The sequence below is a fragment of the Micromonospora sp. CA-248260 genome (assembly GCF_050942205.1).
In the GTDB taxonomy this organism is placed as follows: Bacteria; Actinomycetota; Actinomycetes; order Mycobacteriales; family Micromonosporaceae; genus Micromonospora; species Micromonospora antibiotica.
In genome coordinates, this window is sequence record NZ_CP192021.1 from 7,054,617 (window position 1) to 7,068,472 (window position 13,856).

At 69.1% G+C, this 13,856-nt stretch carries 13 protein-coding genes and 1 pseudogene; 5 read left to right on the forward strand and 9 right to left on the reverse strand.

The annotated features are described in order from the left end of the window. Positions 1 to 605 precede the first annotated feature (605 nt). The 3 genes from ACQP2H_RS30685 (at position 606) to ACQP2H_RS30695 (ending at position 5,194) form a co-directional block, all read left to right on the forward strand. Entirely contained in the window at positions 606 to 2,432 is a 1,827-nt protein-coding gene (locus tag ACQP2H_RS30685) for an Hsp70 family protein (protein WP_363817579.1), read from the forward strand. Positions 2,433 to 2,508: 76 nt separating this feature from the next. Beyond that, positions 2,509 to 4,398: an AfsR/SARP family transcriptional regulator gene (locus tag ACQP2H_RS30690; RefSeq protein WP_433230068.1), complete on the forward strand. Its 1,890-nt coding sequence runs from the start codon at positions 2,509 to 2,511 to the stop codon at positions 4,396 to 4,398. Positions 4,399 to 5,002: 604 nt separating this feature from the next. Continuing rightward, entirely contained in the window at positions 5,003 to 5,194 is a 192-nt protein-coding gene (locus tag ACQP2H_RS30695; protein ID WP_433230071.1) for a hypothetical protein, read from the forward strand. Positions 5,195 to 5,501: 307 nt separating this feature from the next. Here ACQP2H_RS30695 and ACQP2H_RS30700 read toward each other — a convergent pair whose 3' ends face one another. Further along, a complete protein-coding gene (locus ACQP2H_RS30700; RefSeq protein ID WP_433230074.1) occupies positions 5,502 to 6,179 on the reverse strand; it encodes an HNH endonuclease family protein in 678 nt (225 codons plus the stop codon). Positions 6,180 to 6,365: 186 nt separating this feature from the next. Between ACQP2H_RS30700 and ACQP2H_RS30705 the strand changes: the two genes are divergently transcribed. Together ACQP2H_RS30705 and ACQP2H_RS30710 are read left to right on the forward strand one after the other, a co-directional pair. Beyond that, positions 6,366 to 7,043: a hypothetical protein gene (locus tag ACQP2H_RS30705; protein ID WP_433230077.1), complete on the forward strand. Its 678-nt coding sequence runs from the start codon at positions 6,366 to 6,368 to the stop codon at positions 7,041 to 7,043. Then, positions 7,040 to 7,699: a hypothetical protein gene (locus ACQP2H_RS30710; protein WP_433230079.1), complete on the forward strand. Its 660-nt coding sequence runs from the start codon at positions 7,040 to 7,042 to the stop codon at positions 7,697 to 7,699. Before ACQP2H_RS30705 ends, ACQP2H_RS30710 begins: the two co-directional genes overlap by 4 nt. Positions 7,700 to 8,268: 569 nt before the next feature. Here ACQP2H_RS30710 and ACQP2H_RS30715 read toward each other — a convergent pair. The 8 genes and pseudogenes from ACQP2H_RS30715 to ACQP2H_RS30750 form a co-directional block, all read right to left on the reverse strand. Further along, positions 8,269 to 8,889, reverse strand: a complete 621-nt coding sequence (locus ACQP2H_RS30715; RefSeq protein ID WP_433230082.1) for an AAA family ATPase — start codon at positions 8,887 to 8,889, stop codon at positions 8,269 to 8,271. 11 nt (positions 8,890 to 8,900) lie between these two features. Further along, positions 8,901 to 9,110: pseudogene (locus ACQP2H_RS30720) on the reverse strand (ABC transporter ATP-binding protein); the annotation flags it as partial. Positions 9,111 to 9,134: 24 nt separating this feature from the next. Further along, entirely contained in the window at positions 9,135 to 9,614 is a 480-nt protein-coding gene (locus tag ACQP2H_RS30725; RefSeq protein ID WP_433230085.1) for a PPC domain-containing DNA-binding protein, read from the reverse strand. A gap of 330 nt (positions 9,615 to 9,944) precedes the next feature. After that, positions 9,945 to 10,484 carry a flavoprotein gene (locus ACQP2H_RS30730; protein WP_433230088.1) on the reverse strand — a complete coding sequence of 180 codons (540 nt, stop codon included), beginning with the start codon at positions 10,482 to 10,484 and terminating at the stop codon, positions 9,945 to 9,947. Continuing rightward, entirely contained in the window at positions 10,484 to 11,863 is a 1,380-nt protein-coding gene (locus tag ACQP2H_RS30735) for a helix-turn-helix transcriptional regulator (protein ID WP_433230090.1), read from the reverse strand. The genes ACQP2H_RS30730 and ACQP2H_RS30735 overlap by 1 nt, the downstream gene beginning before the upstream one ends. A gap of 255 nt (positions 11,864 to 12,118) precedes the next feature. After that, positions 12,119 to 12,889: a phosphotransferase gene (locus tag ACQP2H_RS30740; RefSeq protein ID WP_433233742.1), complete on the reverse strand. Its 771-nt coding sequence runs from the start codon at positions 12,887 to 12,889 to the stop codon at positions 12,119 to 12,121. 12 nt (positions 12,890 to 12,901) lie between these two features. Then, positions 12,902 to 13,390, reverse strand: coding sequence for a hypothetical protein (locus ACQP2H_RS30745; protein ID WP_433230093.1), 489 nt, complete (start codon positions 13,388 to 13,390; stop codon positions 12,902 to 12,904). A gap of 159 nt (positions 13,391 to 13,549) precedes the next feature. After that, positions 13,550 to 13,765: a flavin reductase gene (locus ACQP2H_RS30750; RefSeq protein ID WP_433230096.1), complete on the reverse strand. Its 216-nt coding sequence runs from the start codon at positions 13,763 to 13,765 to the stop codon at positions 13,550 to 13,552. Positions 13,766 to 13,856 lie beyond the last annotated feature (91 nt).

Below are 13,856 nucleotides of genomic sequence, written 5' to 3' on the forward strand. Positions count from 1 at the left end.
TGCCTTCCCCCGGCGGCACACCGCGAGCCGTCCTCGAAGTCCTTGGCCGCGACGCTCGCCGGCCATACCCACGTAGACGAGACCACCTGCCGCCCCCTGCCGAGCGAGGTACACACCTGGCAGACGCGGCGCCGAGACAGCAGCATCATGGAAAGGCAGCCACGGCGACCACTCGGCAAGATCTGCGACTACATCGTCGGCAATCATTGGAGCAGCATGCCGCAGGGCAGACGGGGTGAATCTTTGGAGGTACCGCACTCTCACGCCGCGATCCGCGCGAGCGCGACCACCCCAGCAGTGACGGGTTGTAGCCGGCAGGGCGGTCCGTCGGGCACGGGAGGTGCTCGACAACCCTCGTCGTTCCCATTGGCACGTTGACTTCCCGTACCTGCTTGTGCAGCTGGAGCCGTACGCCGACAACCTTCTCAGGAGACCACACCGCACACGGCAGGGACCAACGAACGGCAGCCATCCGCGACCGGGCGTCTCCTTCACGTGAGAGGCAGCCACCGGAAGGACTATCTCCTGGCCACGGCGACCCATTACGTCAGGCTGGGGATATTCATGGGTGACGTGAGGATCTTATTCATGTTTGACTGACGTGCATGTCAGGGCAGGTGCGGCTGGCGATCGACTACGGGGCTACCAGCACCGTGGCGGTGCTGGCGTGGCCCGACGGTCGATGGGTTCCGGTGGCCGTCGACGGCAACCCGGTGATGCCCAGCGCCGCGTGGGTGGCCGAGGACGCGGGTGTGTGGACCGGGCAGCAGGCGTGGCAGGCCGCCGCGCGTCAGCCGCACCGGTTCGTCGCTGCGCCCCAGCGGTCCGCCGAGCAGACCCTCACCGTCGACGGGCAGCAGATCGAGGCGACGACGCTGGTGGCGGCGACCCTGCGCAGGGTCGCCGAACAGGCTGGGCAGGTGGCCGGCGGGCCGGTGGAGGATGTGCGGCTGGTGGTGCCGGCCGGGTGGGGGCCGCGACGGCGCACCTGGATGCGGCACGCGGCGCATCGCGCCGGGCTGGGGCAGCCCCAGCTGGTGGAGGCCCCGGTCGCGGTGGCGGATCACCTGGTCACTTCCGGCGCGCAGATGCCGGTGGGCGCGTACCTGGCGGTGGTGGACATCGGCGGTGGGGCGGAGGTGACGGTCCTGCGTCGTGGACCCTCCGGGTTCGAGGTCCTCGCGACCCTCGCCGACCCCGACGCCGGCGGGGACGCCATCGACCGTGCCCTCGCCACCGCCCTGGCCGGGCAGGCAGAGGGCGGGTGGGGATGGGTGTCGAGCGTGCGGGCCGCGAAGGAAGCCCTCGCCCAGCACACGGCGATCACCGTGCCGCAGCCCGACGGCACGGCGGTCGTGGCCACGACCATGGCCCTGGAGCAGGCGGCACGGCCGGTCGTGGACCGGGTAGGGCAGCTGACCTGCGAGGCGGTCGCCGCCGCGGAACTCACCCCGGCGGACCTGACCGGCGTCTACCTGGTTGGTGGCACGGCCCGGCTGCCGCAGGCGGCCACGATGATCGCCGAACGGACCGGCCTCATCCCGCAGGTCGCCCTGGATCCGACGCTGGCCGCGGCCCACGGTGCCGTCGGCGCGAGTCCCGCCGCCGCTGGTAGTGGTGATGTCGGTGGGCAGGAGCCGGTGCCGCAGGTCCGGCGGGTGCTGGGCATCGCGGTGCCCGGCTTCGCGTCGCTGATTCTGATCACGCAGATGCTGCTCACCGTCACCCGAGGCGGGGTGTACCCCCTCGAGTGGGCGGAACCCGCATGGGGACTGTTGGCGATGGCCGCCGTGTTCGCGGTCATCGCGTGTCTGTCCGCCGGCACGATCCTCGGATCCCTGGCCGCCGCCCACCACCCCGGGCCCGCGACCCAGTCGCCCGCGGGCACCGTCAGCATTGGCATCCTGTCCGCCGTCTCCCTGGGCGCGGCCACCGCGAGTCTCTACGCCGTGGTGGCCGCCCAGTACCTGAAGATGCCGGTCGGCCCGTTCCTGCGTTGGGCCCTGTACCCCGTCGCCCCGATCGTCGTGCTCGCCCTCATCGCCGCTGTCGTCGCCGCCCGCCAGCGGCGCACTCCACCCGGTGGATGGTCGGCGCTGTTGGCGTTCCCCACCAGCTCCGTCCTCGCCGCCGCCATCGGGATAGGCCTGGTCCAGTACTCGAACACCGCAGCACGGTGGCCCGACATGGTGGTCTGGATCGACCTCGCCGGCCGGGTCGGCGGACTGCTGCTCGGTGTCGGCACGGTCCTGGCCCTGGTCCGCCCGTGGGCGCTCCGGCTCGTCCTGGGCGCGCCGCTGGCGGTCATCACCGCCGCGATCACCGCACCCCGCATCACCGGCACCCTCGCCGGCATTTACGCCACCGCCGTGGCCGGATGGTGGGTGTACCGGCTGTGGACCCGCCTCGTCCGCGCCCCGGCAACCCCATGAGCGGCCACCACCCCACCACGCGCGGGCCCCACCGGTGCCGGCGCGTGGGCCGGCACGACCACGGTGGACGGACGCGGTGAGGTGGCCCCGCCAGATCGCCTCCGCGGCTGCGGTCACCACCGTCCTGGCCGGCCCACCGATCGTGCTCACCTACACCGCCGGCTGGCCCCTGCCCACCCACCCCACCCAGGAACACCTCCGCCAGTGGCTCAGCGACCCCCTCACCGAGGACACCCTCATCGCCGGCCTGGTACTCCTCGCCTGGATGCTGTGGCTCCTCATCGCCGCCCTCACCCTCCGTACCACCGTCACCCGCGCGGCGGCGACGATCCGGCGGCTGCGGCGCCTGCCGCTGCCCACCCCGATGCAGGCCACCGCGACCGGCATGGCCGGCGCCGCCGCCCTGTGGGCACCCACCACCACCGCCACCACGACCGATGCACCACCGGCCCCCACACCCACCAGCACCGGCGAACACCCCCACCCCCAGCAGGCCGCCGACGCAGGGGTGGACGTGCCCGGGGGATGGATTCCCGCCGACACCGCACACCAGATCGCCGCCGCCGGCACCCTGGTCTGGCTCCGCCGCCGCCGCCTCTACCGACCCCCACCCCCCGAGCAACCCCGCGACGACAGCGACCTGACCGCCCTGCCACGCACCGTCACCGCAGTCCAGGCCGCCCTCGCCGACACGCCACCCACCCCCGCTACCCCGCTGAGAATCCCCACCGGGGGCATCGGGCTGACCGGCCCCGCAGCCACCGACGCTGCCCGCGGCATCCTCCTCACCACCCTGCTCCGAACCCTCCGCGACCCCACACAATCCACCACGATCGTGACCAGCCGCACCGACCTACACACCCTCCTTGGACCCCAAACCCTGCCCCTGCACGACCTGCCGGGCCTGACCGTCACCGACACTCCCGCCGACGCCATCACCACCATCACCCACCCGCCCCACCCAGGCGTGGCACACCCGACGCTGCTCACCCACGCACCCACCGACCCCGACACCGCCGCCCGCCTCGCCACCGCCCTGACCCACACTCCCGGGGTCCTCATCGGTACCTGGACCCACGGTCCCACCTGGCACATCACGCCCGACGGAAACGCCGAGCGCGGCACCGGGGGCGGACGGACCCGGCTGTGCGTACTCACTGCCACCGCTGCCCGCGACCTCCTCGCCGTCCTCACCCCCACCCCGTCCACACCATCGGCTGTAGCGGTACCCCGGCAACGACCACCCGCGCCCACCCCACCGCCCGAGCCGTCCTCACCGAAGCTGTTCACCCTGCGCGTCCTCGGCAACCCCACCCTGTGGGCGACCGGCAAGCCCATCACGATCCGCCGCACCGCAGCCCTGCAGGTCCTCGTCGCCCTCGCCGTCCACCCCGACGGCGCCACCACCCACGACCTCGCCACCACGATCTGGCCCGGCCTCCCCCGACACACCGTCGCCCGACGCCTCTACACCACCCTCAGCGACCTCCGCAAAGACATCACCACCACGGGACAGCCCCACCCCATCGCCCACACCGACGACCGATACCACCTCAACCACCAGCACATCGACGTCGACCTCTGGCACCTCAACGCCGCCATCGACCACGCCACCACCACCGTCGCTAACCACGCCCACGCCCACCAAGCGGTCATCGACCGCTACACCGGCGACATCGCGGCCAACCACACCTGGCCGTGGCTCGATCCCATCCGCGAGAGCACCCGCCGCCACGTCATCGACGCCCACAGCACCCTCGCCACCAGCGCATCCGACCCCCACGCCCGGCTCCACCACCTCCAGAACGCCCTCCGCCTCGACCCCTACAACGAGCACCTCCACCACCAAGCCTCCGACACCCTGACCACACTCGGCAGACCCCACGACGCCGATGCGCTTCTCACCCGCTACCAACGACGACTCATCGATGCTGGCATCACCTCACCACGTCCCGTCACACGATGAGCGCCGCTTTCGCGCGGCCCTTGGCGATGATCAGCGCATTCCGCGTCCAGGGGCGGCACGGCGTTCTGACGGCGGATCGGACGGACAGCTGCCGCCGGGCCGGTGCCAGTCACTACAGCAAGTCAACTACCGGACAGCAGCCCATCCGATCGGCTAGTGCCCGCCATCAGGCACCGCGACCACACTCCACCGGGTGACTTACCAACCGCCCGACGACAACACCTCGTGGCAGGGACCGCCACCAGCCACGCCGCAATCCGCCTACGGACCGCCACCGGCAGCACCGCCCCGCCGGAGACTCGGCACCGGGGCCATCATCGGCATCGCCGCCGGGGTAGTCGTTCTCGCCTGCTGTGGCATCACGGGGATAGCCGCCATCATGGGTGGTAGCACTCAGCCGGAGGCGAAGACCTCCCCGACAGCAGCGGCCATCGCCGAGCGGGTCCCACCAGCTGCGGACCCCACGCTGGTACCGACGACAGCAGCACCCCCCACCGACGCTGCGGCTGCGACAACCGCCCCAGCGCCGACGACACCCCCCGCAACGACCGCTCCCGCCGCGCCGCCCGCCCCGGCAAAGCTGACCATGCCGAACATGAAGGGCATGAACGCTGCTGTCGCCGACGACAAGCTCCGCAAGCTCGGATTCACCAACATCCAGTACGGCAGCCAGGACGAGAACGACACCGTGGTGCTGATGCTGCCCAACTGGACGGTGACCAAGCAGTCAGCGAAGGGCGGCAGCAAGATGCTGCCGGACGACCTGATCGTGCTGACCTGCACCAAGCAAGGCTGACGCCTCCATCCGCAGGCTCCAGCGGCAAAGTAGGCAACCGACTGGGGCCAGATCGTCCTCAGCGAGGTAGCACCTCAGCTCCGCCGTTCATGGGCTCACTACGCCATGAACGGCGAGCGGAAGGTCAGCATCGCCGTCCCACGACCGGCAGGCTCAGCCGTAGTTGTTCAACAGCGCCGCCATGTCATGGGGTCACCGCCCGGAGCCACGCCTACCCGTTGGTTGCCCTCACCCAACCGTCGCCGAACACTCCCACAACACCGCTGAGGTGATCATGTCCTACCGAACGGTCTGCCTGCCGGCGGGCTCAGGAGGAGCAGGTGTTGAGCATGCTCTGCAGGGCGGACTTCTCCGATGACTGCAGCCGCAGGCCCCAGGTGTACTTCACGGTGATCCACATCTTGCTGTAGGTGCACCGGTACGACGACAGCGACGGCTGCCACGTCGACGGGTCCTGGTCACCCTTGGACTGGTTGACGTTGTCGGTCACCGCGATCAACTGCGGCCCGGACAGGTCGTTGGCGAAGCTCTGCCGCCGGCTGGTCGTCCAGGAACTCGCCCCGGAACGCCACGCCTCCGCCAGGGGGACCACGTGGTCGATGTCGACATCCGACGCGGCGGTCCAGGTCGCCCCGTCGTACGGGCTGTACCAGCGCCCCGACGTGGCTTGGCACGAAGAGTTGACCACGACCGACGTACCGTCACGCTTGAGAACCTGCTCACGAGTGTCGCAGCTATCGCTGACGGTGATCCAGTGCGGGAACAGGTCCCGGGAGTAGCCGCTGGTGGAACCCTCGGCGGCGACGGTGAGGGCGTTGAGCTGCGACTGCGCCGTCGCTTTCGAGGGGATCCCCGGCGGCGTCGCCGCCGCAGCCCCCGCGCTGAGGGCCGAGAGGGCCGCGCCGACGAGCGTGGCGAGTGCCAGCGTCACGGCACGCGCACGAGGTCGGGCGGGACCGGACGTCTTCGCGGTCGGTCGTGCCATGCCATGCCTCCAGGTCACCATCGGCAGCAAACTGCAATCACCATCGTCGATCATTGTGGCGCTCGGATGGCATTCCCGTGAAGAGCTGGAGAGGTCGAAGGCACTGCGTGAGCCGATGCCAATCCAGAGCTTCGCTCGACGGCACACTCGTCGCGCTGCTGTAGCCAGTTACGGGGCCAGCCCTTGGTGACTACTGCGGGTACGATTCGTGACACCCTGCAGGACAGTGGCATCGATCCGAAGTGGTGGACAGTGGACCTCTGGATTGCCGTCGTCTGGAGCCTGATCGGCAGCGCCGTTGCGGAGTCCCTCAACCTGTACAGCATGATTCGGCCCACCGTCGAGTCCCGGGGCCGATGGCAGTGGCCATGGCGGGACAGGCGGGACCGTCCGATCGTCCTCTTCGCCGTCGGGCTGCGGCTGATCGCTGGTACCGGTCTGGCCGTAGCGGCCTTTAGCGTTGCTGCGGCGACCACCACGTTCAGTCTGTTCATCTTCGGCTTCGTCGGGCCGCTGTTGATCGCGAAGATGTTTGATCAGGTGCGGGTGATCGATGGCACCGCCCCTACACGGTACGAGGACGCCGCGTCCCCACGGGCGGACACGGCGTTCGGCCTGCCCATCCGGCTCGATCCAGACGAGCGCCGGGTCGTAGAGGCGTTGTCGGACGGTGTCAGCTACGACGAGAGCCAGATCAGCAGTGCCACCCTGATGCCTCCGTCGCAGGTCTCCGCCGTGCTCAGCCGACTGGTCGACCGGCGTCTGCTGCGCACCGAGCCGCCGGTGCCGGCGGTTGCGGGAGAGCCAGTGAGCCGGCGCTACCGGTTGGACCTGATCCACCAGCCGGAGGAGGAGCAGCCGTGACCGCCGGCCCGTGGCTGCCGCTCGGCGCCGTCGGTGTCGCCGCCCTCGTCTCCATTCTGGCGCTGCCCGGCGCCCGGAAGAAGAGGCCCTCCTGGCGGGCCGGACACTGGATCGCGCTGCGGGTGGGGATGGACGCATCGTCCGCCTACGTGGCGTTCCGGCTGGGCGCCGAGTGGGTACCCGGCGCCGACCCGCTGCCGCTGATGCTGATCACAGGCCTTTCCGGTCCGGCGATCCTGCGCACTCAGGTCTCCTTTCTCACCAACAGCCACCAGCTCAAGCACTACGGCCCAGCGACCGTGTACGGCTGGATGCAACGCAACCTGGACAACCGGATCGACGAGATCAGCTCCGCCGAACAGTCCCGCTGGGTCGGCCGGGCACTACCGGTGATCGAGCAGCTTGGTATCGACACCATCCGTACCCAGGTGGAGTCCTACCTACGTAGCCTCGACAAGCTCAGCCGTGAACAGCGCAACCGCGAACTGCTCTACCTCCGGCAGGTCGCTGAGGACTCCACGGACCACTCCACCAAGTGCCGCTCGGTTGTGCAGCGCCTCCTCGACCGGGGTGACCACACCATGCTGCGCAGCCTGGAGAAGGAGGGCGGCCGGCTGGCCGCCTTACCGACCAGCAAGCCCGTCCAGGCCCCCTGAGCAGGGGTAGACGAGAAAGCTCTCCCCAGGTGTGGGAGGGCCAAGGATGACGCGGACTCCCGCCCCGCCGCGCCGGCTGATGCTGGGGCGGACGGTGGCCCGATCGTCGTTGTCTCGGCTCATCTCGGCGGAGTCGACGAACACCACTTCCACATCCCGCACCACGGTCAGCGCCCGCATCAGCGGCACGTCGGCCCTGACCAGTTCCCGGAACTCATCGCCACGCTCGATATCTGGGTTCACCTGGCGCGCAGAGCCGTTATAGCCGTTCCGGCCTGTTGAGGTGGTTGCGGTGCACTCGCTGGGCGAGGTGGCCGCCCAGCGACGCCCCGCACAGCACGTCCGGTTCACCGATGGTGCCGGCCGGGATGAAGCAGGTGTGGCGGAACGCCTCGATGAACGTGGTTGGGGTGCTCCTGCACGGAGTGCGGTGGTGACTGCGGAGGACAGGGCCAGGGTGGAGCCGTGTGCACCGGCCGCAGGTCGACGTGACCGATCTCGCCGCTCGGCATAGCGGTAGTGGTCAGCTGTCCTAGAAGATCATCGATCATGACAGTTCGGGCGCGGTGTCAAGGAGCATCGATTGCGGTGGTCGGCTGGTCGACCTTACGTGCGCAGTGCGGGCATCGTCGTGGGCAGGGTGTCTGCGGTACGGCGGTGGTGAGGCCGCTGGAACGCAGGATCGTGCTGACCGTCTGGGCGAAGGTGCTGGCCTCGCCGATGACGGTCTCCCCGGGGATGTCGAGCAGGTCGCGGTGGGTGTACCAGGTGCGCATCTCGTCGGGGGTGACGGGGATCGGCTCGTCGCGGCCGAGGTGGCGGCGGACGGTCTCGTCGAAGGACACATCCAGGTAGAAGGCGGCGACCGGGCCGGGATGGTCGTCGATGAGCTGGTGCAGCACGGCCGCGTAGCGTTCGGTGTGCAGGATGCCTTCGAGGATGACGTGGTAGCCCAGGTCGAGGACGGTGCGGGCGGTCGCGGTGATGAACGCCGGGGCGACCGGGTCGATGCGGGCGCTGTCGTGTTCCCGGAGAACGATTCTGCGCAGGTAGTCCTGTTCCAGCAGGGCCGCACCGCGTCCGAAGCGGCGGCGTACCTCGCGGGCGGTCGTGGTCTTCCCGCTGCCGGAGTTCCCGCGAATGATCACCAACGTGGGCGGTGAGGGCTTCGTGGGTTTCGGCGTCGTCATGGCGTGCTCCGTCAGCCGGTGGCGGTATGGTGGCGCACCGTCGCGGTGGGCCTGGTGGTGTCGTAGCCGGCGGCTTGGAGGGTAAACAACTCCGCGCACCGGCCGGCGGCGCTTATGAGGCGGTCGTGGGTGCCGGCCTCGACGCGAAGCCCGTGATGCAGGCCGAGGACGCGGTCGGCGTGGCGGACGTTGGCCAGCCGGCGAGTCATCAGAATGATCACGCTCCGTCACGTCCCTGCTTCAGGTTACGTCTCGGTGCGGCTTGCGTGGTCGAACCGTAGTTGTGGCACGTCGTGCAGGTCAGGGTTCGGTAGGCGGCTCATCGTCGGGGAGCTGATCTCGATGATGAGCATCTCGGTGAGGAACTGGACCGTGGCATCCAACAGGTGGCTGGTGTGGGCCGTGGCGCTGTGTTCTTTCAGTCCAACCGTGATGTGGATGTGGGGTGTGATCGTCTGGGTGTTCTCGTCCCAGGCGATGGTGCCGCCACCGAGCGCCTCGACGTTGGTCAGGTCGACGTGGGACCAGACCGGGGCGTCGGGGTTGTCGAGCCGCTGGCAGGTGCCGACGATTCTCGCGGTGCTGAGGCCGGCGATGAAGACGGGGATGTAGCCCTGCTTGATGCTGCGTGCACGGCAGGTGTCGGTGAGGGCGGTGAAGAAGTCGTCGCCGTGGTCGAAGACGACGCCGATCATGCGGCCTGGGGCGAGTTCGTGGCTACGCATTCGTGGTGCTCGTCTCCGGTTGATCGGTGCTGTTCAGGGCTGTGGGCCAGGGCCAGGCGGTGGTGTCGGTGAGCCCTCCTGCGGTGGTATCGCTGCGACGATGTCCTGTGGCACTGCTTCGGCATCGAGGAGGGTGCGGAGCAGGATCCCGCCTTGGAGCCTGCGGATGAGGTCCTGCTCGGAGCCGAGTGAAACGTAGGTGCGGGTGAGCGGCGTCCAAGCGGGGGTGCGGGAGGCGAGGACGACCGGGATTCGTTCCGCGAGGGTCGGGGTTGCGCGTCTCGTCGGTGGCCACGGGGGAGATACGGCAGTCCGAACAGGTTGAGCCTGTTACCGGTGCGGGGTGGGCAGAATTTGGAGTTCTTTCGCAATGACGTGCCAGCAGAAGGTCTCGCTGTCCTCGCAGGGGTTCAGGGCTTGGAGAGGTGTGAGCCGAACGCCGTGGTCGGCGAGTAGTCGTAGGTGGGCGTTGAATGCGGGATGGCGGGCGAGGCTGGTCTTGACGAAGGGGGAGGCCACTATCGGTAGCCCTGTGCCGAGGGCTTCGTTGAGGATGCCGAGGGCCATGCTGTCGTTGATGCCGGTGGCCCATTTGTTGATGGTGTTGAAGGTTGCCGGGACGACGGCGATGGCGTCGGCGGGTGGCAGGCTGCGGGGTTCGTCGGGGTGCCGCTGCCGGTAGCTGACGGGATGCCCTGTCAGTGCGGCCAACTGTTCTGCGGGGAGCCAGGTGTAGGCGGTCTCGGTCGCGATGATGTACACGTCCCAGCCGTCGCGTTGTGCTGCTTCTACCAACTCGGCGATGTGCCGGGCTGGTGGAGCGGCACAGACCACGAGGTAGAGCAGCCGGGTGTTCACAGGCTCGGGCATCAGGCGACGATCTCGGCTCGTTCGGCGAGTGCTCGCAGGCCGGGGGTCGCGGAGCGTCGCTCGCGGGCGAGCAGGATGCCGATCAAGCGGCGTGTCCTGGCGTGCACGTGCACGGTCTGGGGTGCGATGCGTTCGGCTTCGAGGAGGTGCAGCACTGCTGCGGGATCGTTGTCGGACGAGCTGGCGTGTGCCGCGGCGAGGTCGAGGTGGACTTGGGCCCGGCGGCTCATCAGCGCCTTCGGCAGCGAGGAGGTGTCGAGGTGTTCGCCGAGATGGATGGCTAGCTGTGGGCGGTCCGTTCGGGTGGCGATGTTGATGCGGTGGATCATGACGTTCGTTGGCCCGAAGCCGGTCCAGAGGTCGTTGCGGTCGGCGCCGACCTGTTGGGCCAGGGCGTGCGCGTCGTTGAGGTGCCGCTCGGCTGCGGCGGTCTGGGCTTGGCGGGCGGCGACCAGTGCTGCGAGCAGGGTCAGTGCTCCCTGGGCCGATAGGGCCTGCGGCCCGCCTCCCTGTGGGGTCCGTTTGAGGTGGTCAAGGGCTGCCAGTACCACTGCCTCGGCACTGTCGGTGCGGTGTGGCATGGCCAGTAGTGCGGTTCCCACCGAGAATGCCGCTGCGGCGACGAGGGCGGCGTCCTCGGTGTGGTCGGTGGCGATACGGGCGGCTCGGTCGGCAGCTATCCAGGCGAGGCTGGGATCGCCGAGTTTGACGGCGACTTTGGAAGCGGCGAGATTCGCCGCGGCCAGGACCGCGGTAGCCCGGTTGCGGTGGGTGCCGGTGCCGGTGCCGGCGCGGGCCATGATGTCCGCCTGCTCGATCGTGTCGGGTAGCTCCCGGATCGTCTCGGCGTAGTTGCCACGCTGATACAGGTTGTGGAGGTGCGCGACCCGTTGACGGACCTCTGGCAACCTGGTGGGGTCGATCGCCTGGTCCGGTCGGTTGGGTGCGAGTAGACGGTGGCGAAGGGGAGCCAGCAGGTGGGCGGCGGCATGGTTGTCGTCTTCGCGACGGCCGGTCTCCGCGTCAGCGACTGGTGGCTGCCGATGCTGTGCCGCCTCGGCGATCACCCGATGATCCAGGACCGCTCCCCAACGGGCGTGACGGGCCGCCTCGGCCTTCTCCTGTTGATGCCGAACCTCAAGAGACCGGTACTCGTCATAGCCGGTGAGCAACTCGCCCCCGGCCTGCAGGAGCGAATCGCACTGCGCCCAGAAGACGCGGTCCACCACCTGCCGGCCGTTCTCGACGTTGGCGACGGTGCTCCGGGTGCTGTGCACCCGGCGCGCCACGTCATCCTGAGTCAGCCCATGAGTCTTGCGCCAGCCGGCGAGCCTCCGCCCCAGCGCCCGCTTCGCGTCACTGATCTGCTGCGGATCCACGAAAATGCCCTCCACCTATCATCGGGGGCGTCGATCACCGCTCGTCACGTACCCCTCACGCAACCTGACAGTAGCCGGTGACGGTCGGAGCGGCTGTCGGGACTCGGTGTCGAGGGTGTTCGACACCCGGGCGTGCGTGTTGCGCCACCCGCCAAGCCACCCGCCGCTCACCCGAGTTCATCACCATCGTGACCAGCAGTTACCCAGAGTGCAATGATCCTGACAGCGGACTCCTCCGTTTGCGCGGCCGACACTTTACGCCCGGTAGGCCGCCCATTCGTGGGTCCAGCAAGCGAGGTCATGCACCCAACTCTCTGTGCTCTGCCGCGACTTGTTGGCCCACTTGGAGGCGTTCCTCGCTGCGAAGTCGTCTAGGACTCCGGGGTCAGTCCCGGCCCAGGCGGGGAACTGGCTCAGCCAGTCTTCCGCCTGGGCTGGGGTGTGGCCGTTGCCGATCAGCCACTGAGTGAGTAACGCCAGTTCGACCCACGGTGCTGCCTTGGTCGCGTACGCCCAATCGACGATCCGCAGTCCCTGCGGTGTCAGGATCAGGTTGGCCGGGTTGAGGTCGGAGTGCACGAGCGCGTCGCCGTCCATCGCCGGGTGGGTGAAGCTGAGCCGCCCGGTCGCGCCGTACAGCCGCACGTCTGGCGCGGCGGTCTGTTGAAGCCCTTCGAGGGTCACGGCAAGCGTGTCGAGGTCAGGGCTCCCGGGTGACAGGTCGGGGTGGGGGCCGTCCAGGTGCTCGACCCCCACCACCAACCAGCCGTCGGACTCGAAGTCCCACAGAACCGTAGGCGGATACCTGTCGATGGCTCTGGTTACCGTCAGTTCGTAGCGCAGTGACCGGACGCCCGGGCCCGAGAAGGCGGCCTTGACGAAGGCGGTGCCGGTGGAACCGATGACGGTCGACGCGATCTCCGCGTGGTCACCACGCGGAGCCGGGTACACGCCGACGATGCCGCCGACTCGTTCGGCGACCGCTGTTCCCACATGCTCGGGTAGGGCGGTCCAGTCGCTGCGCATGGTCACCTCTCGTTACTTGCCGGTGAAGTCCGGTTCCCCGGGCGGGCAGCACGACTCGGCTTCACCGTGCCAGAACTCCATGTCGACCCGGTAGCAGGTGGCGTGCAGCGCCGCGAGGGTGAACGTGACGGCGGTGCCGTCCATCATCCCCTCGGTCAGGATGGGGATGTGGTGGACGAAGCTCCCGGCGATCTGCTCGCAGGCGGCGGCGTAGGGCACGGTGTGCTGCAACACGGAATGCCACACGGCGTCGACCGGGAGGGTCGGCACGACACGGCCGATCGACCCGTCGGGCAGCAGCATCCCGAAGTCCTCGTTGCCCACGGTGTCGGCGTGCGCCCTGAGGAAGATCAGGAACTGCTCCACGGCCCGCTCGGCGTACGAGCGGGTGACGTGCCGGTCGGCAGCGAAGTAGTCGACCAACTTCCCGAACACCTCGGGCGTGACGAGGGTCCGAGGGTCGAGGGCGGTCGTGGTCGGTTCGTGTGCGGTGACAGTCACGACTTCTCCTTGCACCTTGTGCGGTCAGCGGCGCTGATCAACGCCGCGTGCGGAGCTGGGGGTTCCGCATGCCTGTTCTGCGGTGAAGCGGTCATGAAGCGCAGGTGACTCGCGGCAGGGGTGAGGCCGGGGGCCCTCTCACCCTTGGCATAGCCCTCATCAGCGCGCCCTGGCCCAGGAGATGAACCGCTCCGTCAGGTCGAGTCTGCGGTCCGGGTGGAGCTGGTGCAGCTGGCCGCTCGCCTCGGTCATCAGCACCCCGAGGAACAGTAGCAACGCGGTCCGGTCGTGCCGGTACTCCGCCAGCAGCGCCAGCCGGGCCGGCTGGCAGGGCCACTCGGCACCGCAGTTGCGGCACCGCCAGAGCGGACGCATAGCGACATGAGGAATCGGCGGCCGGGCCATCAGCGCAGCCCTAGGGCGGTACGATCATCCAACACTTCTACGACATGACCGACAGCGATTG